Below are 23,257 nucleotides of genomic sequence, written 5' to 3' on the forward strand. Positions count from 1 at the left end.
CCCGAGCCGGAACCCTTGCTGCCACCCGAGCCGGAACCCTTGCTGCCACCGGAGCCGGAGCCCTTGCTGCCGCCCGAACCGGAACCTTTGCTGCCACCGGAGCCGGAGCCCTTGCTGCCGCCTGAACCGGAACCTTTGCTGCCACCCGAGCCGGATCCTTTGCTGCCACCCGAACCGGAACCTTTGCTGCCACCCGAGCCGGAACCCTTGCTGCCACCCGAACCGGAACCCTTGCTGCCGCCCGAGCCGGAGCCCTTGCTGCCGCCTGAACCGGAGCCTTTGCTACCGCCAGAGCCAGAGCCCTTGCTGCCACCAGAGCCAGAGCCCTTGCTGCCGTCAGAACCGTCAGCGTCTTCATATTGTTTGGCTAGGTTGTTGTCATACCAGCTGCTAAAACTACCGCCTTCTACGCCACCATTGTGATAGGATTTTGCACCGCTGGCATAGGCACCACTGCCGCTGTCGTCGGACTGTCGGCTCTCACTATCCGAGTGAAAACCGTTTGAATCCAAATGTTCCCAAGCCATCGTTATACACTGCCCAATCATCTATCAAAATCAACACGGTAACCGCATGGCGTCCTGGCAGGGCAGTCATACAGCAAGGTTTTATGTCGTCATTTGGCAAGCAGCCTAAGGGTGGAAATAGAGTGGTGACAAATTTTAGCCGCAATTTTATCAGAATTTTGGTTAAGTTGTGCAGATTTTGGAAACAATGCAGGGTAGGCTTGGGGATTGCTTCCGAATGTGGGGTATTTGGGGTGTCACATCGGATGAGTGCTGCTCGAATCATGCAAAAAGTTAATAGTTGTGCCGTAATTCGGTCCACAAAATTGCCGGATTTGCGAACTAGAGATAAGATCAGATTTGAAACTCACCCGCCTTCGTGCGGCCAGTTGTAGCGCATGAAAGGTATTTTCCGTGGCGAAGGACAGCAACCAGGATCGCATCAACCGTATTGTCGAAGCCGCCGAGCAGCATTTTGGCCAAAATGTAGATCGGGTGACTGCGCCGGGTGGCGAAGGACGATCGTCGTTCCGGCTGCACTTTGAAAACAGGGATGTCATTGCTACGCTGCGCCCTAATTTCCGTCGCACCCATTTGGAAGCTTTTGTGCTGGATGAGCTGGCACCACATACCAGCAATATTCCCAAAGTGTTGGGCGTGGTCGGGGAAATCATGTTCCAATCTGATGTAGGGTTACGTCGGTTAAATCAGGAAATCGCCCGCCACAACAAAGCTAAACAATTGGACCTAGCGGCCGAGGCGGTGGCGGGTATTTTCCGCATTCATGCGGCCGCGCGCAAAACGGATTTGGATAAATCCCTGCCGCACCTCGGGGCCAATGACGATTGGATCACCAACATTGTAGATGCAGTAGATGCCTTGCAGCCTTACTCGCGTGGGATTTCCAGCACGTTTGACCGCAGTGCAGTGGCTTCGGTTGTGGCTTATCCGGGACGCCAGTTTGTGAAATGGGATTGTCGCTCGGGCAATGCTGCCATTGGTGCTGACGACCGGATGAACTGGTTTGATTTTGAGTATTGTGGGTTGCGACACGGTGCTGAAGATTTTGCCTGGTTGATTGGCGACGAGGCTTGGCCTGTCGCACCTGATCAGATGGTTGACGTGATGATCGACGCGTTTGATCCGGAATGCGGCCACGAAATCGCTGACTATCTGGAATACCTCTCGGTCTATCTGACGCTGCACTGTGTGCAGCGGTTCAAGCTGATTATCAAAGAGGCCAAGAAGCGCGGCTGGTTGTCGAAAGAGAAAGTCCGCAAATATGATGATGCGGGCGTGCATCCTGAATTTGCTGTTCAGATTTGCAAAGTAGGGCAATATTTCTCGGCGCAATCACAACTGACGGCCCCGTTGACCGTTAACTTTGAAGGTGCGGCCCGTGCTTTTGCCCAGATCCTGCGAGATGGTTCTTCTTTGAAACGGGCTTGACCCATGACTGCGGCGCCGCGCCCTTCATTGGTCGCCACTGACCTGCACGTCGAAGGCGCCGAGACGCTGGACCAATATCGCAAGCTGCAGACCGCGTAGCAAATTCTTGAGGCCCGCGACCCCGAAGGTACGGTCTATTTGTCCTGGGATTGGCTCGCGCCCATTTTCGCAGCCCATCCGGGCCGCTGGCGGGTTCTTACGAGGTGGCGCTGTCTGCAAGTTTTGAACCGTCTGATCGGTTTTGGAGAACAAAATCAGCCCGAAAATGCGTTGATTGCCGTAAATCAGTTGCAACAGATGATTGGTCGAACGTTTGTAAAACCATGAGTATCACTGATCGCCGAACGTTAGCTGGTGTTTTGGCAGATCGGGTGCTTTCCATGACGTTTGGTTTAGATTTACGCTGCTTTGCTGTGTGCATGGAAACCGGACATCCTTCAGCGGTATGTGTACGAAATCTGATTTAGCGCACAAAATTGAATGACGATATGAAAGTCAGAACTACCTTGTGACCGTAGCGGCCAACCAGCAGCCTCAAGCTTTCGCGTGCCACTTTGGGATAGGGGGCTGGGTCTGGTTTTTTGGTGACGGCGGGTATGAGTTGCGCAAGGTAAGTTGGAGGAAGGAGAGGCACGCTCAACCCGTTCTCATACTGGATCTGAACGATATCACAGAAAGACTAGAAGATGGGAAACAGCCCAAAGCACATTGCGGTTTATACTAAAATAGTGGCCGATAAACTGCTTGAACGCGGGTATGACGAGGAAACGATCTTTCGCGGGACGGCTTTTGATGCTTCCTTGCTGCAGGAAGAGGCACCCATGGTCGAAGCAGCAGACAACCTTGGCTTTTTTGAACACGCTGCAGACTTGACCAAGAATGATCTGATTGGGTTTCAACTGTCTCAGGGACAGGACAATCGCCGCATTGGTCTGATTAGTTATGTCGGATTGGCTTCTCCAAATGTGCTCGAATTTTTGCTCAACTATGGGCGCTATGTCAGGGTCGTGAGCGATGTCTTTGATGGAGACCTGTCGAGGCTAAAGGATCAAGGCCTATTGAGCTGGCGCTATCGCATCCCCTCCAACATCGAGCGGCGCCAATATGTCGAGTATTCAGTGACGGTGCTACTGAATACCCTTCGGCATTATACCGGCACAAAGCTGGTCCCCCGACAGGTCGGGTTTGAACATCAACGCAAGGATCATGTCGAAGTGTTGGAGGAATTCTACGGCTGCAAAATTATGTTCGGGGCAGAATGCAATAGTTTTGAGTTCAAAAAAGCGGATCTGGAATTGCCGCTAATTTCTGCTGACGAACAACTGCTAAAGGTCTTGCGGGGGTACGGCGATCAGGTTCTGGCTGAGAAGAAGGGCCAACATGATGGACTGATCCCTGAGGTTGAACAAGCTATTGCTGATCAGTTGGCGGCAGGAGGGGCCTCGTTAGATGCAGTGGCCTCCGAATTGGGGATGAGCCCGCGGACCCTGTCTCGCAAGCTGGCCAACAGGGATACAACCTTCTTCCGGGTTCTTGAAGATCTGCGTAAATCACTGTCCAAAAGCTATCTACGCGACAGCGATTTGGCATTGGCTGAAATTGCCTTTTTACTAGGGTTTTCCGGATTGAGTAGTTTCAATGATGCCTTCAAACGCTGGACAGGCCAAAGTCCAGGCCAGTTTCGGGCGGTGTGACGCGATCCAGCATACAGACCACTGTGCCAAACAGGCTCAGATTGGCCTTTAGTAGGAAGTATACTGACGAAAAACCTGTATGTGGTTCTGGAAAAAGGGCTGTCGTATTCAGAAATAGAGCTATCTTTTGGATGAAGTTTGTTTTTTAGCGCGACACCCAAAAGCGGTGATGTTTGGATGTTCGCCAGTTGTTGGTCAGTCGACGCCATAACCGCAGCCTTTTCATACTTCTTAAGGGGGGGCTTTATGGGTCGTACAAAAAGTTCTCTGGACAGGAGGCTTAGATAGTCATGGCTAGAAAAGCTCAGATGCATACTGCTGCCCTTGCTCAGGCATTGGCTGGTGATCTGATCGAAAATGGGTATGACATCGACGCCATCATGCGCCGGTGCTCCTTTGATGCTACCATTCTTGAGGCTCAATCTCCTGTTGTTAAATTTTCAGACAGTCTTCGGTTTTTTGAACTGGCGGCTAAGCTGACCAAGAATGATTTAATGGGGCTGAAAATGGGGATGACGCACGATATCCGGCATTTGGGTTTGGTGTGCTATGTCGGGCTGGCATCGCCTAATCTGGCAGGTTTTTTGGCCAATTATGGCCGCTACGTCAAAGTGATCAACGGGCTTCTCAACGTTGATGTTTCCCATTTGTATGACAAAGGGGCATTTTACTGGAGCTATGACGTGTCCCCCACTTTAACCAGGCGTCAGTATGTCGAAACGACATGTGCCAGTTTTCTACATACCTTGCGAAAAAACACTCATGCTTCCCTGACCCCGCGGTTGGTCAGGTTTCATCACAACCGATCCCGTCACCTTGAGGCGTTTGATGCTTACTTTGGTGGCCGGGTAGAATTTGGTGCCGAAACTGATGGCATAGAATTCGAACTGAGCGATCTCGAGATACCTTTGAAGACCGCAGATCGCACCTTGCTGAAAGTTCTGATGAGTTACGCTGACAAAGTGCTCGAAGACATGGGGCAACAAATGCCTGATTTGATCGTAGAGGTCGAGCGCGCGATTGCGGATCAGTTGGCGACAGGTGCAGCCACGTTGAATAATGTTGCGGCCAGCATTGGAATGAGTCCGCGCACGCTGTCGCGCAAACTGGCGGCTGAAGGCACCACGTTTTTTCAGTTGCTGGAAGAACTTCGCAAGTCGTTGTCCAAAAGCTACCTGCGCGATAGCGACCTGGGGCTCGCTGAAATTTCCTTCTTGATGGGGTATTCCGGGCTTAGCAGTTTTAATGATGCTTTCAAGCGCTGGACTGGCAACAGTCCTGGCCAATTCCGGGCGACTTGAAATCGGAAAAATCAATTCCAATTTTAAAAGACTCATGGCCCACAAGTAACAGACATGGCAATCCTTCTGAACAGCCGAACAGTTGAAGCTCTCAACATTGTGTCGATGTCGGTGTTTTACCTGAACTGAAAAATCATGGTACTCTACTGTGGACCGAGGCTCTCTGGATTGAGAGCGATACATTTAGGTTATTGAAAAAAGATGTTTTGAAAGGAGACATTCGGAAATGGCAAACCCGGTCAAGAAACACTCAGCGGTTTTCTCGCAGATGCTGGCGCAGGTTCTGCTTGAGCGTGGGTTTGACAGGGATACGATTTTTGAAGGTAGCGGCTTTGATGCCGCGCTGCTGCAGGCAGAGGCTCCCGTCGGGTATCTGGTCGACAGCATGAACTTCTTTGAACGGGCTGCGGAGCTGACCAATAATAGAAACTTAGGTTTTCAGCTGGGGAAGACGCGAGACATCCGCCGGGCTGGACTAATTTGCTATCTTGGCTTGGCATCGCCAACCATAGGCGGCTTTCTGGCTAATTTCACACGCTATTCCCGCGTGGTCAGCGAAGCGCTGGAAATTGATATGTCCCGACTGCTCAGTGAAGGGAGCATTGATTGGGAATATGCTATTTCACCCGGTCTGAATAAACGCCAGTATGTCGAGTTTTCCTCAGCAATTCTTTTGAACACGATGCGTCTGTTCTGCACCAGCACGATCACGCCGCAAATGGTTAGGTTTCAGCACAATCGACGTTCCCATGCTGAGGAAATAGAAGAATACTTTGGCTGTCGGGTTGAATTTGGCGCTGCTCGAAATGGATATGATTTCACCCCAGAAGATCTGGAACAGCCTTTGATTTCTGCTGATCCGCAGCTTCTGAATGTTTTGCAGACCTGTGGAGATCAGGTTCTCGCGGAAATGGGCCGCCAACTGCCAAGTGTGGTTGTCGAAGTCGAACGCGCCATCGCGGCCCGATTGACTGCTGGATCCGTGACGTTGGAGGCCATCGCGGCTGGCATGGGGATGAGCCCGCGAACCTTGTCGCGCAAACTAGCTGCGGAGGGGACAAGTTTCTTTCGATTGCTAGAGGATCTGCGTAAATCACTCTCCAAAAGCTATCTGCGTGAGAGCGATCTCGGGTTGGCTGAAATCGCGTTTCTTTTGGGCTATTCCGGACTTAGCAGTTTCAACGATGCCTTTAAGCGATGGACCGGTAACAGTCCCGGCCAATTCCGCACGGCCTAACTGGCCGACAGGTCGTTTTGCTGGGCCGCGATGTTCCGGCGAAATAGCGCTGTTTTTCCAAACTTCACTAAAAAACCACCTAAAGCTGGCCACTAATTTGCCTCAAATTTGAATTGATTCCGAGCTGGTTGGCGTTGCTGAGGGAAACAATGGTCGGCGATTTCTTGGTTTGTTTCTGCGTTAACTATGAAATCTGACCGATTTAAGGAAAAATTAATACGAAACAGACTGTTTACACTGATCCCGTAAAATTTATCTCAACACATGCTAACAGTGTTCATGGCAGTTTTTGGGCGCTGGTTTGACCTGATCTTGCCATGGGGATGGCGTGTCGCATGGGGGTGCGATCTGATCTTGAACCGCAAGACGATGATACCTCGGTAGCTGCTGCTCCGGGACAATACAAATTTGGAAATAGCCCGCCGAATGGCGCGCTTTTGTCGGTCGTTTGGCTGCTGGCTTGGGGGTTAATATGGAAGATATTGCGCACAAAAAATCTTTGATCGCGTCGATGAAACCGGTCCAGCAAGGGGCTACGGCTCTCGACGCCCAAGTCTTACTGTCGCAGCCTGTGCCTTTGTTTGAAATGGCTACGGCGAACAGTAATGCGTCCCACAGCGCCACATCTGCCGAGACACCACGATCAGCCCACTCCATTGGCACAGTAGCATATGCCAAACTGGGCAAACGTATTCTGGATGTCACTCTGGTTCTGCTTTCGCTGCCTCTGACCCTGCCAGTCATTCTCCTTTGCGCTTTGGCCCTATGGGTCGAAGGTGGTTTGCCCTTTTATCGGCAGGACCGGTTGGGTCAACAGGGGCGGCGGTTTTCAATTTTGAAGCTGCGCACAATGGTGCGCGATGCGGATGCTCGGTTAGAACAATGTTTGGCGGCCGACCCTGAGCTACGCCGGGAATGGGACGAGACCCAAAAGCTGAAGCGGGATCCTCGCATCACCCCAATTGGTAGAATTTTGCGTGCGACCTCGCTGGATGAACTGCCTCAGCTTTGGAACGTGCTGAAAGGGGATATGAGCTTGGTCGGCCCACGCCCAATGCTGCCTGAACAATTGCCGCTCTATGGTGATGCGCGTGCGTACTTCTCTCTTAAGCCTGGCATTACCGGCATTTGGCAGGTTTCTGCCCGCAACGAGAGCCACTTTTCCTACCGGGCGCAAGTTGATGCGGTTTACGGCCGGAACCTGTCTCTGCGACAGGATATTTCCCTGATCCTGCAGACAGTTGGTGTCGTTCTGCGTGGCACTGGATATTAACCCTTTGGTGGCGATGGTGCAGTATGGCTAACCCGTCACGACCTCTGTTTGCGGCGCCGCTGGACCGTGGTACCTTTGATCTGGAGATCAGGACATGAAAGACTTTGTGACAGCCAAGTTGGATACCCCGGCTGGAGCAGCGTCACCGCAATGGAAAGAAGAGCCTGCAATGACACAACAGGGCTTTAAAAAGTTCCGCCGCCGCCGTGGAAACCGACAGGATCCGGTGGTCGAAGCGGCGCCTGAAGTGCTTGGATTTGCTGACGCACCTGCGCAAGCGGATGACGTGGTCCAGCCAGAGCCCATTGCACAGGTCCCAGCGCCGCTGCCTGAACCCTGGGAAATATTGCGCCGGGTGCCGATTGGCGTACGTGAGCACCAATTGGCCTGTTCGCCACTGGTAAATTTTTTCCGCGACGACCCCGCTGCCAAAGCCTTTGATCTACTGCGCACCCGTTTGTTGCACACACTCAAGGCGAACGGCTGGAAACGTGTTGCCATCGCTGCGCCTACCTCAGGGGCAGGGACGACTTTTACGGCGGTCAATTTAGCGCTTAGCTTGGCACGCGTGCCCCACAGTCGCACAATCCTGATGGATTTGAACCATCGCCACCCCGGATTGGCCACTGCCTTGAAACTGGATCAGCCAGGGGACATGGCTGGGTTTTTGACAGGCGAGGTTTCGATGGAGGAACATCTGATCCGCCCCGCTGAAACTCTGGCTTTGGGGCTGACCGAAGCACCAGACCGGAATGCGGCCGAAATCCTGCACGACAGCCAATGTGCCGATACATTGGAAGACATGATCGATCGTACCAAAGCGGATGTGGTGATTTATGATCTGCCACCCGTGTTGGAATATGATGATCTGACCGCATTTTTGCCTCAGGTGGATGGGGTGCTGCTGGTTTCGGATGGCACCCAAACCACGGCAGAGCATTTGGCGGCCTGTGAAAAAATGCTGGCTGGCCATACGCAGTTGCTCGGGGTGGTGCTGAACCGTGCCCGACATGCAGAAAATGCCTATCTGGGTCGGTGATCGTCTGGCACGGTGAAGTCTGGGGCTGTCATAGTTTTGCCTGTTTGCTAAGATAGACAATGGACAACCGCCGCCGCACCCCTGCTGCGGCGAATTTTGGTTAACAGTGTTGAGACATTGAATGGGCCCGATTTACTCTTTCGAAGATTTTGTGGACATGCTGCGCCGACGGGTCGTGTTGATGGCCAAAGTTGTGTTTTTGGGCACGCTGGTTTCGCTGTGGTTCGCGGCGCGCCAAACACACGAATACGAATCCGCCGAAGTGATCCAAATTGTTCAGCCAAAGATTGCGGACGACCTCGCCAAATCCACAGTCGAAGGATCCTCGGCGCGGCGTTTGCAGCTGATACAACAGCGCCTGATGGCGCGTGGTACGGTGCTGGAAATTGTTGAAAAACTCGACCTCTACTCTGACATGCCGCAGCTGAAACCGTCGCAACTGGTGGCTTTGATGCGTGAATCGGTTCGTATCGAAGGTGTCGCAGCCGCCCGCGAAGGGTTCTCTGACGATGGTACCATTTCGGTGTTGACGATCATTGCCAGGATGCCAACCGCCGAACAAGCGCAGCAGGTGGCCAGCGAATTCGCCCGCCGAACGATTGAGCTGAGTGTGAACTCACGCATCGAACTTGCCCGCGAAACCCTGACGTTTTTTGCAGAACAAGAGGCCGCACTTGCGTCCAATCTGGCGGCTCTCGAGGATGAGCTTACGGCCTTTCGCAATGCTAACGACCTGACATTGCCCGGCACCGCAGAATTCCGTCGCGCTGAGCTGGCCACTATTAACGGTGGTTTGCTGGACATCGCCCGCGAGCAGATCGAAGTGCGCCGCGCGGCTGATCATGTTTCCGCAACAGAGCGTCCGGCAACTGCAAAGCGGATGCTGGAGGGATTCCAGGAACAGTTGGACACATTAAAAGCCCAGAACGACCTCTTGTTGCAGCACAAAAGTGAGTTGGAGGCGTCTCTGGAAACCTCGCCTGAGGCTGAACGCCAGTTGGATGACTTTGAGCGGCAACAACAGCAGTTGCAAAATGCTCTGGATGCAATCACCGCGCGGCGCACAGAGGCCGAAGTTGGGTTTCGTCTGGAAACCAGACATCAGTCCGAGCGGCTAACCGTGATTGAACCCGCAGCGTTGCCGGACTACCCGATCACTGGGGGCCGCAAGCGGCTGGCGATTATGGGGGTGCTGGTGAGCGTGATGGTGGCACTGGCGGTTGCCTATGTACAAGAGCTGCGTCAGCCAGTGTTGCGGAGCGCGGCACAGATGCAGCGTGAAACCGGGTTGGCTCCGGTGGTTTCGATCCCGGTATTGGACACTCGGCGCAAACGCCGACTGAGCGATTTATGGCGTGGTCGTTTCAAATCTGGTGCAGATGCCTGAGGATCCAGAGTGGCGTTTACATTTAGCCTAGGGTTTTGATCAACAGCGCAATCTCTTGATGATGATACCACACTGCGCCGGCGCCAATGGCACAGGTTAGCCCGGCAAATCCCAGATCATGCGCCACATCCCAGACCTGATGTTTGCGCGCCAGCCAGATCAGTACAGGGTAGGCGGTGAGCATCGAAAGACCCAGTGCGGCAATGCCTCCGGGCAGGCCAAACAAGGCGACGCCAATCAGGAAAAACACTGTCTGTAGTATTGCGCGGCTGGCCGTGAAGATAAAAAAGGCCCGGCTGTTACCTGCTGCCAGGGCTGCCTGGTCGTATGTCATACCGATGACAGCAGGGGCGAGGGAGAGCGAGATTAGCACCACCATTGGCCCGGCGGCCACATAGCGATCATCGTAGAGCAGCTCCACCAGTCCCGGTCCGACCCAAGCCATTAACCACACCAAGGACAAGATCCCGGCACTTAACCCACTGCGCAGCAGGCGCTGTTTGCGGCGGTTTTCGGGGGCGGCCTGCACCGGCTTGTCGCGGTAGACCGGGATCATCAGTCGTTGGTTCACAGCGTGCCCCAGCAACATGGGGAAGCTGGCGAGAAAGTAGCCGATGTTATAAACTCCAAGCACATCAAGCGACACAAATTTCCCCAAAATGGCCCGGTCCCCCTGAGACGTGGCAAACCAGAATGCGGTGGACAAAAAGATCCATTTTCCAAAGTGGATCAGCTCTTTGGCTGCGGCTTTTTCCCAACGGAAACGATTGGTTACACCGGGTAGGCCAAAGTGGGTCAGGGCCAGTTTTGCCGCGGCCTGAATGACCCCGCCCAGCACCAGCGCCAGAACCGATTGGGTTGCCAGTGCCAGCAGGATCATAGACCCGATGCCGATCACTTGACTGGCCAGATCCAGCGCGGTCAACCGCCCAACCAGCAAATGGCGATGCGCTGTTTCAATGCGGGTGGGATTAAAACCTGAGATGAACAGGGTGATGCCAGCTATGGGCAGGTAGACCAGCAGTTCGGGAGCCACATAAAACTGTGCCATGGGCCAGGCTACCAACCCGGTCAGAGCCCAAAGGAGCAGCCCTCGCGTCACCTGTATGGTCCAGGCGGTGTTCAGGAAATCGGGATCATCGCCACGCTTGCTCTGGGCAATGGACGGGCCCACACCCACATCGGAAAACAGCGACAAGCCAACAGTCACAACTGAGACCAAGGCCATCAGACCAAAGGCTTCGGGGAACAACAGTCTGGTCAGGACCAGATTGGCCGCCAACCGCAGCGCCTGACTGCCGCCATAGCCAATCACCAGCCACGAGGCCGATCGCAGCACCCGCGCCATCAGGCCGTGTCCTTGGAAAAGCGGTGCAAACCGAGTCATGTGGTCTCCTGATGTTGTCACCGGCACGCTATGGGCAGGGGGGAATCGCGTCAATTGCTGTCGGGTGTATCCGGGTTTTCATCGGTGATTTGGGCTTGGACGGGCGACAATCCCACGGTATCCGCAGGATTGGTGGTTAAGGTGACCGCCTATATGCGATAAGCTTTGCAAGCGATGAAACCACCGCTACGCTGCCAAAAAACATCATGCCCGGATTGGATGCACGTTTTGAAAATTGCCTATGTTCTCAATACCTACCCCCAGCCCTCGCATAGTTTTATCCGCCGCGAAGTCCAGGCGCTGGAACATCAGGGTGTGGAGGTCTTGCGGCTGGCAATGCGGGCGTCAGATACGCCACTTGTTGATCCCGGCGATCTGGAGGAGGCCGAACGGACGTCTTACGTTCTGCGCATCGGCGCGGCGCGACTACTGGCAGGTTTTCTGGCAGAGGTTGCGCGCGCGCCGCGTCGCAGTTGGCGGGCTGTGCGGCTGGCCTTGAAATTGGCGCGCGCCTCTGATCGGGGTGTGCTGCGGCATCTGATTTATTTGGCTGAAGCCGCATATGTAAAGCGGCGCTGTGCCGCGGCAGGTGTTCAGCATATGCATGCCCATTTTGGCACCAATGCCACCGCTGTTGCGATGCTGGCCCAGGCGCTTGGCGGACCCAGCTACAGTTTCACCACCCATGGCCCCGAAGAATTTGATACCCCAAAGGCGCAGTCTTTGGGAGACAAGGTCAACAGTGCGGCGTTTTCGGTAGCCATTAGCAGTTTCGGCCGCAGTCAGCTTAGCCGCTGGGCTGCGTTTAGCCGCTGGGACAGCATCAAAGTGGTGCATTGCGGCATAGAACCGGCCAAGTTTTCCGCCCCTACTACAGTACCAAAAGGGCCGCTGCGGCTGGCGTCGATCGGCCGTTTCGTCGAGCAAAAGGGCCAGATGATCCTGGTGGAGGCGATGGCTGAACTGGTGCAACACCTCCCCGATGCTCATCTGACTTTGATTGGAGACGGGGAGATGCGCGCAGATCTTGAAGCGGCGATCAAGAGCAAAGGGTTGCAGGGGAACATCACCTTGACTGGCTGGTTGTCCGAAGCAGATGTCCGAGCCCAGCTTTCAGCCGCACAGGCGCTTGTCCTGCCGTCGTTTGCCGAGGGGCTTCCGATGGTGGTGATGGAGGCAATGGCTGCCGCACGTCCGGTCATTACCACCTATATTGCTGGGTCTCCGGAACTGGTGCTGCCGGGAGAGACCGGCTGGCTGGTTCCGGCTGGCGATAGCGCGGCGCTGGTCCGGGCGATGTTACAGCTGGGGACTGCGCCACATGATCAGTTGGTGACGATGGGGCAGGTCGGGCGCGACAGGGTTCTGCAACGCCATGACAGTGAGATAGAGGCCGCAAAGCTGGCCGGGCATTTCCGGCAAGCTATCGGTTAACGCCCGCGTGCCCAACGAGACCTAGAAGAATACATAGGCGTTTTTACAAGCATCGAGACCAGTGCATAGGCGCTAAAACCAAGAGGATCCCCCCCGGCCATCTTGAGCAATCCTGCAACTCCCACCGGCATTTTCTCATCGTTTTCCAGAAGCTGAGGAAATGTCTCCTCAATTTCAGAGACCCCAATGTTCTGACGACGTCTCACCCGAACCAGATTTTCCAAACCTTCGACCATTGGCCAGTGATAGCGGGCTGGCAGAGAAATCCGTTCAGAGGGGGAAAAACTCAATCGGGCAAAGGTGTCATCGGAAATGATATCAGGCCAGTTACCCCAACGCAGACGTCCAGCCCGGTTCATCGCAAACAGGCCAAACCCCGGCACACCTTGGCTGACAAAGGGAAGTTTCTGCCAAAACCGACCATAGGCGCGGGTGAGTGGGCTACGGGCTGGGGCAACCACCGGGCGTCCGCTGCCATAAAGCGGTCCGTCCCCGGCCAAACCCGTGGCAATTTGCTGGATCAGGGCAGGCTCGACCACAACATCCGCATCTAGATAAATCAGCACGTCGCCCTTAGCCGTGGCATCGCCGGTATTCAGGGCGTTCAATTTTCCGCCTTCGGCAATTTCCAGAACCTGCGTGACCCAACCCGCAGCGGGCGAAATAGATCGTGCGATCTCGGCGGTGTTATCGGTGCAGCCATTGGCCAGTACCAAAACCTCGCCCGACATCCCATTTGGCAGAGGGTCAGAGGCAAACAATGCGTCTAAGCAGGCAGCGATATAACCGGCCTCATTATGGGCTGGGATCAAGACCGAGACCAATTGGGTCATTTCACCGCCTCCAGAGCATCCCAGCGTGGATTACTGTCATTGAGGTTGCGTAGGGCGCCCCAGCTGCCCCATTTGGCAGGGGTGTAGACATCAACATAGGCTGTGAACATCTGGCCGCCCAAAGCCTGCCAACCCGCAAGCAACTCACCATAAAGCGTGCCGATTTCGGTTGTATAGTTGAAATGGGTGAAAAAGCCCGTCAGCGTATCGTCATCAACCATGGGCCCGATGCCCACGATGTGGCTGCCGCCTTCATACATGATCAGGTCCAAGCCATGTTTGGCAGCGATATCGGCCTGATAGGGCAGGACCCGGCCCAGCAGGTCCGCCAATGTATCTGCGGGGTCGCCTGAAATCAGCCCGTCGCGCAGCTCCGCTTCGGCTTGAACGCTGGCGATGTCGTATTGATGCTTTGAGACAAAATCTCTCTGTGCGGTGCCTGTCAAACCCTGAGCTGTTGCTGCGTCATAAGCGCGTTCTGCACTGTCTGCAATCCAGGCCCGCACCATGCCCGCCCGATCCTTGAGCCCTAAAATGCCGCCGAAGTAGCCGGTGACTGCATAGGCATCGAAGTATCGTGCCGGGGGGTGTCGGTCGGCTTTTTCGGCCACCCACAGTGGGGCTTCGAGGATTTGTTGCTCTAGTCCCAGCCATCCAGTCTGGGTGGTGATAACCCGTACCAATTGTTCTGGGGCCTTGTCGCCAAAACTCGCGGTCCATATTTGCGCCATTTCGGCGGCGCGGCCACCGTAGAACTGCATCCACAAATCATCACCGCCCCAACGGGTGTGCGCCTGATCATCAGCCCATTTGGCCTGTGGGAACTGCCAGTTCCAGACTTCGTTGGAGTATTCCACATAGACCTGACGATCATCATCCAGCCCGGCGGCTGCGAGCATGGCGAACTGGCGAAAGTAACTGTCATCGCCCGCATGGGGCATGGTGAACCATGGATCGGTCGCCAGCTGATCCGCCAATTCCAACATGATCTCTGCGGGGACCCCGTTGCGGCCCCAGGTGTAATCACTGATCAGCGGGCGGTCTTCCCAACCGATCTGTGCAGAGCCATTGGTCTCCATCCAGTCCATAAACCGTAGCGCGGCAAAGCCCTGCAACCTGTCCAGCCAGAGCGGGTTAAACAAGGCACCTGCATCATAGGCGTCCAGATGCTCCTGCTTGACCACGGTAATGTTGCGCACATAGTCGCCGGTGTTCGGGCGGTCCGTGCGCTGAATGCGGATCTCAACGGGGCCGGGGCCGGGCGTATAGTCGAACCAGACCAGACCTTTGCCATAGCGGACGTTCTTACCGCGCCCAGAGACCTCGACAATACCATCGCCTTCAAACCGCAACACATAGCGCCCGGCTAGCGAAGTCGCTGTTTCTGGCAGGTCGGTCAGGATGACCGTGCCAATTGAACCCAGCTCTGGAGGAAGTGCGGTAGGCCAGCCGTTTTTGTCCAAATAGTCCGCAGAGGCCAAGTCATCGTGCCCGGCACCGCCCCACTGTCCAGCGATATGGCCAATCCAGGGTCGCGCGGTTTTAAAGTGGTCCAGAAACGGGGCCTGCGGGCTCCAGTCCGCAATCGCGGCCAGATTGATCGCGATGGGTTGGCGGAGCGCGGTGGGGGCAACAGCACCCTCGTCAGAGACTGGCACATTGAGCCGCGCTATTGTTGGTTCTTCGGGCAGAGCTTCAGGCTCGGGGGGCAGGGCGGTACGGGTCGGGCTGCCCTGTGCAGCCTCCCAGGCGATGTGTTGCAACCGTTTGGCCAACTGGGCTGACGGTGGATCAAATTTTGCCCCCCAACGATCATCCAACTCGTGCGGCAGGCCCACCGGAGTGTCGCCAGTCAGCACCGCGTATTGCAAAAGAGACAAGTAATAGAAACCGATGTCATTGGGATGGATGTCGTCGGCAAAAACATCACTGATATGCGTCAAACCGGGGACTGTGCCGGCAAGAATGGCATCATCCAACCGGCCCATCGCCTGACCTGCTGGCAATAACACCACGTTGCCGTTGGTGCTGGCGTTGACCGTATCCACCACGTCCTGCCAGCGCGGCAGATCGTGTTCCAGGCGATCACGCCATGGGGTTTTCATGCCGTCGTCAAACTCCACCACCTCACCGCTTCCGCTTTTCAGGCTGTGCCAGGTCTCTTGCACAAAAAACTGTACGTCCGGGTTAGCCGCGCGGGCCAGCTCATAAAAGCGGGTCACCGCCTCGGGGGTGTTGCTCCATTTCAGGTGATTGGCCAGTGGAATGGCTTCGGTCACGATGACGACGTCGGCCGGACGTTGCAAACGCGTGCGGGCATTGATGCCCTCGGCACTGTCGGCGTGCTCCCAGTTGTATTGCAGTGGCGCACCGTTGATAATTTGTGATTGAACCGACACCGCCGCCGGGCTGCGCGCGGTCAGCAATTGATCCAGCATCTGCGGATTGTCCGGGCCAAACAGGCTGTGACCGATCATAACAACCGAGCCAACGACACTGGTCCAGCTCATGGCGTAACTCCGGTTCGCGGCAAAGAGGTGACGACCTGCCAGACGATGTTTTGCACCTGCCGCGCGGCTGCTGGTGTAAGGGCGTCTGCGGGGTGTCCATCAGCGCGTAGCAACTGATGGGGCAAGCCAACCGGCGAACGGTGGTACAACACGGCATAATGGGTCAGTGCCACCACATAGGCCCCCAGATCATTGAAGTGGATCATATCCTGCTCGCCCGATGGTGTTTTGGCAAACAATTGCCCTCGTTTGGTCAAGCCGTCAACGTTACCGGCTTCAGCTGCACGGGTCACCGCAGCCATCACCTGGCCGCCGGGGATCAGATATAGCGGGTGTTTGGGGTTGCGACGGCTGTCCGACCCGGCCAGTTTTCCCAGCCACAGGCGGTCTAGGTCTGTGTCAATCCGGTGTAACCAGCCATCGGGATCATCCAGCGGATGCCAGGTTTCATACAGATAGAGGCGTGTTTCGGTATTGGCATCGCGTGCCAGATTTGCCCAGCGGCGCAGATATTTGGCCGCGTTAAAATAGCGGATGGCGTCACGCAGCTCGACCATCTCGGTTAGGATCACGGCCTCATAGGTTCCGGCCCCGATGGCTTCGCGTGCATCGCGATAGGTGGGCGGGGTGTTGACCAGATCAAAGTCAAGGATTGGCTCAGCCGGTTCCCAATGTTGCTTCAACGACGTTCCCGAGCCCAGTTGGCTGTTCCAGCGATGTCCCTCACCGGCCAGTTGCGCCAGCATCGACGGCATGTCTGCCCCCACCAGAGAGTGCCCGAGATGATAAACATTCAGCGGAGCATTGGGTGGCGAAAGTTGCGGAATGGCCAAAGTTGAGGCCGCGGCACCAGAGGTTGGTAGCAGCGCCAGCAGAGCCAGAAACCCACGTCGTGTCATCCTGGCTTCCTTTTAGTTACGCAGTTCGGCTGCGGTCACAATCACCCCAGCACCAATGGCAAATTGCCCATCAAAGGTTGCACCACGGGCAAAGGGAGGCTGTTCAGCGGTCAGGCGGGCCTGAAACCGACCCTGCGCCAGATCTAGCTCTAACTCCATCCCATCAAACCCAAAGAACCGTTGGCTCAAGGTATATTGACACTTATAGGCGGCTTCTTTGGCCGAGAAAATCACTTTAGCCAACTGGCCCGGATTACTCTGCGATTTGAGCCAGGCCTGTTCCCGCTCCGAGCAAATCGCGGGCAATAAGTCATTTTTCAGCGGTGTGTCTTCTTCGACGTCAATACCAAGGCCGCGTAAATTATCAGACCGTGCCAGCACTGCCATCGCGCAGCTGCGGGTATGGGTGATTGATCCGGTCAGCCCTTTGGGCCAAATGGGCGCGCGCTTGTCGCCGACCAGCACCGGTTGGGCGGGATACCCCAAATCACCCATCGCCGTATGGGCCGCGGCGCGGCCCGCTGCAAATTCGCGTTGGCGTTTTTCAACAGCATTGGGTGACAGGCAGGACAGTTCAGCCGAAAATGGTCGTGGCGGATTGGCCAGTGGATTGCACACCGCCAATGCCACATCCTCTTCAAACAGCACCCGCGCCAGAGCATGCCGCTGAGTATCCTGCGCCGTCAATTCTGTGATCATCCGGTCCTTGCTTTGCGGTTGGCCCGCATGGCGCGGCGTTTTGACATTTTGTCCGACTTCTCCGCCTCTGCTGCGGCTTCTGCTTCGGCGTCGGGTTTTTCTTCGACCGCCGTCGTGCCACCGGACAGTTTATCCAGATGCGCGGCAAGACCGGACAGTGTTGGAAAGCGGAATATATCGGTGATTGAGAGTTTGGTCACCCCGGTTTCAGCCCGAATATCGCGGTGTGCCTGTACTGCCAACAGTGAATGGCCTCCCAGAGCAAAGAAACTATCCTGGGCCCGGATGTTCCCAACGCCCAAAATCCGTCCCCAGATCGCAGCTATCTGCGCCTGAGCACCCGCAGCTGGTGGTGGGGCATCAATCGCGACGGTTTCACGCATTGGTTTGGGGTCGGGCAGGGCTTTGCGGTCGATCTTTTTGTTGGGTGTCAGCGGGAACTGGTCCAGCGTCACAATATGCGCAGGCACCATTACCTCGGCCAACCGCAAGGCCAGACTGCCACATAGCGCCAGATCATCAATCGGCTCTGTGGTTGTGATATAGCCGACCAGCGTCTCGTTTCCGTTGACCGTGCGCGCCACAACAACGGCGGCAGTGATCCCGTCGAATTCAGCAATTGCGGCTTCGATTTCACCCAATTCAATGCGCTGTCCGCGGATTTTGACCTGAGTGTCGGTGCGCCCCAAATAGTCGAGCTGCCCGTCACTGCGCCAACGCACCAGATCACCGGTGCGATACATGCGCCCGTTGCCATCGTTAAAGGGATCGTCAACAAACATTTCAGCGGTTAAATCCGCACGCTGCCAATACCCTGCTGCAACACCGGCACCACCGATGAACAATTCACCAACTGCGCCAATAGGAACGGGGCATCGTTTGTCATCCAGCACATATGTACTGGTATTGGCGATTGGTGTGCCAATTGGTGCAATGCCCGACGGGATCTCTTCTAGTGTCTGAACGGTGGACCAAATTGTGGTTTCTGTCGGCCCGTACATGTTGTGAATTTGCGCCCGAGTGGTTTGGCGGAGGTCCTCTACCAGATCGCCGGGCAGGGCCTCGCCCCCAATCATCAACTGCTGTAGCTGACCCAGCGCCATGCGCGCCTCGTCGTTCATGCAAATCATCCGCGCCATCGACGGGGTGCATTGCATGTGGCTGACATCATGACGTATGACCTGTGCAGCCAGCGAGAAATCATCCGCGGCCAGTTCGGTGGGCGCATTGGACAGGCGCAGGGTTTCTGCCAGCGGTTTCAGCCCCTCCATCACCACATCCGGCGCAATGCCATAGTCGATCAGGCAGGCAATCTCATCCACGCCGATGCGCTTTAGCTGTTCGACCCGCGCGACCGCATCCTGAACGGTGCCAAATAGGCCTGAGTCCTCAAAATAACGCTCAAAGGCAAATTCAAGGATCGCCTCAAGTTCGTCTGTGCTGAGCCCGTCCAACTTCATATCAAAGGCGTTTTCCACGCCCTTGGGCCGCTTGAACGCCGGGAAAGCCCAAGCGTATTGTTTAATCAATCCTGCAGCTGAACGCAGGTAGTCTTTCATGGGTTCGCGGGCGATCTCGCGCGCCTGTTCGCGGGTGTCGTCCAGATAGGTGTGCAGCATCAGAGTGACGGTGAAGTCATCCGGGTTGTGACCCGCCTTGCGCAGGGCATCGTGGTAGATGCGGATCTTGCCGCCCACCTCGTCGATGCTCTGACCCAGCAGGTGGGTCAACACATTGGCGCCAATTTCGCCAGCTTCGCGCCAAGTGTCCGGGTTGCCGGCCGTTGTGACCCAGATCGGCAGTTCCTTGGACACAGGGCGCGGCTGGGTAATAACCGCGTGTTTGCCACCGTCTTTGCGGGGGAACTCTACTTCTTCACCCCGCCACAGTTTGCGCAGCACTTCGATGGTTTCATACATCGCAGGTTTGTTGGCAGGCGGTGTGTTTTCTGGCCGCAGGATAAAATCATCCGGCTGCCAGCCTGATGCAATGCCCAGACCGGCGCGGCCATTGGTCAGGTTGTCGATCACTGACCATTCTTCGGCCACGCGGGCAGGGTGGTGGAGGGGCGCGACACAAGACCCGGCTCGAACGCTGATGTTGCTGGTGACTGCCGCCACAGCTGCTCCGGTGACGGATGGGTTGGGGTAGGGGCCGCCAAAGGCGTGAAAGTGGCGTTCAGGTGTCCAGACGGCGTTAAAGCCGTTTGCATCAGCAAAGCGCGCGCCATCCAGCAAAAGCTGGTATTTACGCGGTCCTGGTCCGTCGTCATTACCCCAGTAGAACAGGTTGAAATCCATCTTGCGGTTGGACGTCGCAATCGGTCCGTTGGACAGGTTCAACCGGCTTTCGTCGCTGGACAAAACCAGCTTGAATCCGCGTGACAAGGTCCAGAACAGCTCGAGTACAGAAATATCGAAGGATAGGCTGGTCAGGGCCAGCCAGGTGTCGCCGGCCTGAAACGGGATGCGATCATCCATACCCGCAAAGAAATTCGCAACATTCGCATGGCGCAACATCACGCCCTTTGGGGTGCCAGTCGAGCCAGAGGTATAGATCAGATAGGCCAGATCTTCGGCTGTTGCGCCACCGTCGACGTTGGGCTGGATGATATCTGTCGGGTTCAATGCATCCAGAGCCAAAACCTGCGCGTCGGAACTGGGCAGGTTGTCCTGCAGTGCGGTTTGGGTCACAACAACCTGTGCCTGACTGTCCTGCAGATAATGCGCAATGCGATCAGCGGGATAGGCTGGGTCCAGCGGGACATAGGCTCCGCCTGCTTTCATCACCGCAAGGGCGGCAATCACCAGATCAGGAGACCGTGAGACGTAGAGACCAACATGACTGCCGGGTTTAACGCCCATGGCCTGTAATTTGGTTGCCACCCGATTGGCCAGCGCGTTCAGGGCTGCATAGCTGAGGGTCTGATCCTCATACACCAGTGCTGTGGCATTTGGGCTGCGGGCTGCCTGTGCCTCAAATGCGGCGTGGATGGTCAGATCTGTGGGATAGTCTCGCGCCGTGGCGTTCCAATCCGTCAGCAGCTTACGGCGTTCATCTTCGGGCAGGACAGACAACATGGACAACGGCTGCTCGCCGAGTGTCGAAATGGCCTTCAGCGCCTCAAGCAGGCGGGCGGCGAGCAGAGCTGCCTCAGCTGATCCCAGATGTGCTCGGTCAAAGTGCAAATTGGCTGTGCCATTGGTGACCGCCAGCGTCGCAGCGCAACCCTGGATGGGCGCGTTCAAATCCAACATCAGGCCAAGGCCGGGCATGCCCTGTGCTGACAGGTCTGGATCTCGGGCTGCCAAGTCAGCAGCAAAACCGCCAAATTTAGTGATCTTGTTCTGCTCATTTTCCAGCCTGATCAACAGATCAGGCAGAGGTTCATCCCGGCGTGCCTGGATCGGCACCCAGTCTGAAATTATGCCCGGGACAGCAGCACCGCCGAGTTTGGCGCTGGACAAAGCCAGATCGGCCTGATCATCGCCAGTACTAAGTAGGGCCCATCCCAAGACAGCGGCTTGGATGTGTTCAGATGTTAGTTCTTGCGGCAAAGCTATTGCGATGGTTTCAAAACCACTTTCACCAGTTTTCCGGGCCAATGGCACAGTCACCGGCTGCATCCTCTTGAGCTGGTTTCGCCAATGGGTTTCGCCAGCCTGCGTCGCCGCCATTTGGGGTGTTAGGGCATCTGCGTGCTCTTGGCTCAATGAGGTCAGAACATCACCTGGCTGACACAGAGTGTTCAGGTCAACAACCGCACCGTTGGGCTGGGTCAGTTTTCCCAGCGTGACAGCACCTTCACCGGTGGCGATGGTCAGCTGGTTAGCGTGGTGATCCAAAACTGTACCTGCCGGGCCGCTGCCCTCAGCAACAGTTGCCGAGCCAACCAGAACGATCTGACCGTTGACGTCGATCTTGGCTGCGCAAAGGGGGTTCCAATACCCGCCATAGTCCAGCGCGCGCACCAGTTGTGACAGCTCGTTGGCTGGGCGGGTAAAGTCCAACCGGCCGCCAGCCGCAGGGCGGTCGGCACGGGAAAAATAGCTGCGCTGGCTCAGATCCTGCGGCGTCCGGGATATTGCACCGGACTCCGTCTGCGCCATTACCTCGCCAAAGCTGTCGATTGCAGCGGCATAACATTTGGAATTCAAGCTAAACGCAGTTTCGTCTTCGGATAGCGGAAACAGGCGCTGGGCTACAATGTCGCCTTCGTCAACGCCACCTTCGATCATGTGCCATGTGATGCCATGCTCGGCTTCACCGTTGATCAGCGCCCAGTTTGGCGTGTTCAGCCCGGCATAGCGTGGCAACGGGCCGTCATGGAAATTGATCGCGCCCTTGCTGGCCATGTTCAACACGGCATCGGGGATCAGCGTCAGATTGGCGATAGAGAACAGCCAGTCGAAACCGCCGCTTAAATCTGCGGCTTTGGCGTATTGGGTTAATCCCTTGTCCGTTGCCCAGGCGCAGATATCCGGATCGGTAGAGACCACGGCATGGATGTCGTGCCCACCGCGCAACAACGCATCTGCGCAACCGATAAGCAGTGATTCATTGCCAATGACAACACAGGAAAAATGGCTCATTTCAATTCCTCCGGGGGAACGGCGGTCAGTTTTGGATCAGGGCGGCTTTGGCGCCCCGGTTTAATTAATGCGCGCAAAGAATAGTTGATGAGGTCACGTAAAAAATGAGGAGGATCAGTTCTGGGTTTGTTTTGTACAAGCCGACGCAACCGCCAAATTAGCCCCCCCGCCACCAATGCCAGTGTCGCGGTTGCGGCGTAGAGGCCACCGTGATTTTTAGCAAAATAATGCTGTCGCGAGTCAAACCAGTAAGACGGGGCGCGTGCCCATTCCTTCATCCCGGTAGAGGCTGACCCAACATGTCGTACTTTGCTGGAGGGAAGGTAGTGCGTTCGCCACCCTGCGGCTGCTGCACGGCGGCATAGGTCGGTTTCCTCATAGTACAGAAAAAACGTTTCATCAAAGCCGCCAATGTCCTCGATCAACTGTCGCCGGATCATCAGGCTGGCGCCCGCAGTCCAGTCAACCTGGATCTCGTTGGTGGGGATTTCCAACGCCACAATCGATTTGCGCAATAGGCGAGAGATCACCCCGGTGCGGGCGGCACCTTCGAATTCACCTGCAATTGAGGGAAACCGGAACGCGGTTGCATGGGGGGTGTCGTCCACTCCGCATACATAAGATCCGACCATGCCCGCCTTGGTGTTGGTTTGCAGGAAATCGCGTAACAGGCGGATCGCGTCCGGTTCGACAAAGGCGTCTGAGTTCAACAGGTAATAGAAATCGGGCGCGGTTCCATCGGACAGGCCGGCCTTGATGCCAAAATTCATGCCCGCGCCAAACCCGCCATTGCGCGGCGATTGCAGCAGGCGGAATTGGCCGCTGTCGACCCAGCCACGCGCCTTGGCCTCTTTATGGATGACGTCGTAAGACCCATCCCCTGATCCGTTGTCGATGACCAGCACTTCGCCTGGCAGGTCCGCCATTTCACGCAGGGCTGCCTCGGCTGCGCGCACTGTCATCTCAGCTGTGCGGTAGTTCAGGATGATGGTCAGGATCGACGGATTGGTCATGGTG

The 23,257-nt window shown here is 56.0% G+C and carries 16 protein-coding genes; 8 read left to right on the plus strand and 8 right to left on the minus strand.

All coding sequences use genetic code 11. The annotated features are described in order from the left end of the window. Window positions 1–527: hypothetical protein (locus tag GO984_RS09105; protein WP_245231053.1), on the minus strand; the 527-nt coding region annotated here is incomplete at its 3' end. A 393-nt stretch (window positions 528–920) separates the two neighbouring features. On the opposite strand from GO984_RS09105, the gene GO984_RS09110 reads away from it, so the two are divergent. The 7 genes from GO984_RS09110 (at window position 921) to GO984_RS09140 (ending at window position 9,886) form a co-directional block, all read left to right on the plus strand. After that, window positions 921–1,955, plus strand: a complete 1,035-nt coding sequence (locus GO984_RS09110; protein ID WP_245231054.1) for an aminoglycoside phosphotransferase family protein — start codon at window positions 921–923, stop codon at window positions 1,953–1,955. 686 nt (window positions 1,956–2,641) lie between these two features. Then, window positions 2,642–3,649, plus strand: a complete 1,008-nt coding sequence (locus GO984_RS09115; RefSeq protein WP_157022232.1) for an AraC family transcriptional regulator — start codon at window positions 2,642–2,644, stop codon at window positions 3,647–3,649. Between the two features lie 290 nt (window positions 3,650–3,939). Beyond that, window positions 3,940–4,950: an AraC family transcriptional regulator gene (locus GO984_RS09120; RefSeq protein WP_157022233.1), complete on the plus strand. Its 1,011-nt coding sequence runs from the start codon at window positions 3,940–3,942 to the stop codon at window positions 4,948–4,950. Between the two features lie 226 nt (window positions 4,951–5,176). Beyond that, window positions 5,177–6,187: an AraC family transcriptional regulator gene (locus tag GO984_RS09125; protein ID WP_157022234.1), complete on the plus strand. Its 1,011-nt coding sequence runs from the start codon at window positions 5,177–5,179 to the stop codon at window positions 6,185–6,187. Window positions 6,188–6,659: 472 nt separating this feature from the next. Further along, the gene (locus GO984_RS09130; protein ID WP_245231056.1) at window positions 6,660–7,460 is read left to right on the plus strand and encodes a sugar transferase; all 801 of its coding nucleotides are present in this window, start codon (window positions 6,660–6,662) and stop codon (window positions 7,458–7,460) included. A 94-nt stretch (window positions 7,461–7,554) separates the two neighbouring features. Further along, window positions 7,555–8,499 carry a CpsD/CapB family tyrosine-protein kinase gene (locus GO984_RS09135; RefSeq protein ID WP_157022235.1) on the plus strand — a complete coding sequence of 315 codons (945 nt, stop codon included), beginning with the start codon at window positions 7,555–7,557 and terminating at the stop codon, window positions 8,497–8,499. Between the two features lie 121 nt (window positions 8,500–8,620). Then, window positions 8,621–9,886: a GumC domain-containing protein gene (locus tag GO984_RS09140; protein ID WP_157022236.1), complete on the plus strand. Its 1,266-nt coding sequence runs from the start codon at window positions 8,621–8,623 to the stop codon at window positions 9,884–9,886. Window positions 9,887–9,908: 22 nt separating this feature from the next. Here the strand turns inward: GO984_RS09140 and GO984_RS09145 are convergent, their stop codons facing one another. Then, window positions 9,909–11,273 (minus strand): oligosaccharide flippase family protein, encoded by a 1,365-nt coding sequence (locus GO984_RS09145; RefSeq protein ID WP_245231057.1) that lies wholly within the window; start codon window positions 11,271–11,273, stop codon window positions 9,909–9,911. 228 nt (window positions 11,274–11,501) lie between these two features. Between GO984_RS09145 and GO984_RS09150 the strand changes: the two genes are divergently transcribed. After that, window positions 11,502–12,707: a glycosyltransferase gene (locus GO984_RS09150; RefSeq protein ID WP_157022553.1), complete on the plus strand. Its 1,206-nt coding sequence runs from the start codon at window positions 11,502–11,504 to the stop codon at window positions 12,705–12,707. Here the strand turns inward: GO984_RS09150 and GO984_RS09155 are convergent. From GO984_RS09155 to GO984_RS09180, 6 genes are read right to left on the minus strand one after another with little or no spacing between them, the layout of a single operon-like run. Continuing rightward, the gene (locus tag GO984_RS09155) at window positions 12,704–13,540 is read right to left on the minus strand and encodes a glycosyltransferase family 2 protein (protein ID WP_157022237.1); all 837 of its coding nucleotides are present in this window, start codon (window positions 13,538–13,540) and stop codon (window positions 12,704–12,706) included. The genes GO984_RS09150 and GO984_RS09155 overlap by 4 nt on opposite strands. Next, on the minus strand, window positions 13,537–16,050 hold the full coding sequence (locus tag GO984_RS09160; protein WP_157022238.1) for a hypothetical protein: 2,514 nt from the start codon (window positions 16,048–16,050) through the stop codon (window positions 13,537–13,539). The genes GO984_RS09155 and GO984_RS09160 overlap by 4 nt, the downstream gene beginning before the upstream one ends. Next, complete coding sequence (locus tag GO984_RS09165; protein WP_157022239.1) at window positions 16,047–16,949, minus strand: hypothetical protein; 903 nt, start codon at window positions 16,947–16,949, stop codon at window positions 16,047–16,049. The genes GO984_RS09160 and GO984_RS09165 overlap by 4 nt, the downstream gene beginning before the upstream one ends. 12 nt (window positions 16,950–16,961) lie before the next feature. Then, window positions 16,962–17,648, minus strand: coding sequence for a 4'-phosphopantetheinyl transferase family protein (locus GO984_RS09170; RefSeq protein ID WP_157022240.1), 687 nt, complete (start codon window positions 17,646–17,648; stop codon window positions 16,962–16,964). Next, a complete protein-coding gene (locus GO984_RS09175; RefSeq protein WP_157022241.1) occupies window positions 17,645–22,240 on the minus strand; it encodes a MupA/Atu3671 family FMN-dependent luciferase-like monooxygenase in 4,596 nt (1,531 codons plus the stop codon). The genes GO984_RS09170 and GO984_RS09175 overlap by 4 nt, the downstream gene beginning before the upstream one ends. Then, window positions 22,237–23,253, minus strand: coding sequence for a glycosyltransferase family 2 protein (locus tag GO984_RS09180; RefSeq protein WP_157022242.1), 1,017 nt, complete (start codon window positions 23,251–23,253; stop codon window positions 22,237–22,239). The genes GO984_RS09175 and GO984_RS09180 overlap by 4 nt, the downstream gene beginning before the upstream one ends. Window positions 23,254–23,257 lie beyond the last annotated feature (4 nt).

Origin of the sequence: Parasedimentitalea huanghaiensis (assembly GCF_009753675.1) — a bacterium.
In the GTDB taxonomy this organism is placed as follows: Bacteria; Pseudomonadota; Alphaproteobacteria; order Rhodobacterales; family Rhodobacteraceae; genus Parasedimentitalea; species Parasedimentitalea huanghaiensis.

What these genes read in the sequence shown, in the direction of transcription:
- GO984_RS09115 (WP_157022232.1), top strand. Translation starts at nt 2,642, where the DNA reads ATGGGAAACAGCCCAAAGCACATTGCGGTTTATACTAAAATAGTGGCC.
- GO984_RS09120 (WP_157022233.1), top strand. Translation starts at nt 3,940, where the DNA reads ATGGCTAGAAAAGCTCAGATGCATACTGCTGCCCTTGCTCAGGCATTG.
- GO984_RS09125 (WP_157022234.1), top strand. Translation starts at nt 5,177, where the DNA reads ATGGCAAACCCGGTCAAGAAACACTCAGCGGTTTTCTCGCAGATGCTG.
- GO984_RS09130 (WP_245231056.1), top strand. Translation starts at nt 6,660, where the DNA reads ATGGAAGATATTGCGCACAAAAAATCTTTGATCGCGTCGATGAAACCG.
- GO984_RS09135 (WP_157022235.1), top strand. Translation starts at nt 7,555, where the DNA reads ATGAAAGACTTTGTGACAGCCAAGTTGGATACCCCGGCTGGAGCAGCG.
- GO984_RS09140 (WP_157022236.1), top strand. Translation starts at nt 8,621, where the DNA reads ATGGGCCCGATTTACTCTTTCGAAGATTTTGTGGACATGCTGCGCCGA.
- GO984_RS09145 (WP_245231057.1), bottom strand. Translation starts at nt 11,273, where the DNA reads ATGACTCGGTTTGCACCGCTTTTCCAAGGACACGGCCTGATGGCGCGG.
- GO984_RS09155 (WP_157022237.1), bottom strand. Translation starts at nt 13,540, where the DNA reads ATGACCCAATTGGTCTCGGTCTTGATCCCAGCCCATAATGAGGCCGGT.
- GO984_RS09160 (WP_157022238.1), bottom strand. Translation starts at nt 16,050, where the DNA reads ATGAGCTGGACCAGTGTCGTTGGCTCGGTTGTTATGATCGGTCACAGC.
- GO984_RS09165 (WP_157022239.1), bottom strand. Translation starts at nt 16,949, where the DNA reads ATGACACGACGTGGGTTTCTGGCTCTGCTGGCGCTGCTACCAACCTCT.
- GO984_RS09170 (WP_157022240.1), bottom strand. Translation starts at nt 17,648, where the DNA reads ATGATCACAGAATTGACGGCGCAGGATACTCAGCGGCATGCTCTGGCG.
- GO984_RS09175 (WP_157022241.1), bottom strand. Translation starts at nt 22,240, where the DNA reads ATGAGCCATTTTTCCTGTGTTGTCATTGGCAATGAATCACTGCTTATC.
- GO984_RS09180 (WP_157022242.1), bottom strand. Translation starts at nt 23,253, where the DNA reads ATGACCAATCCGTCGATCCTGACCATCATCCTGAACTACCGCACAGCT.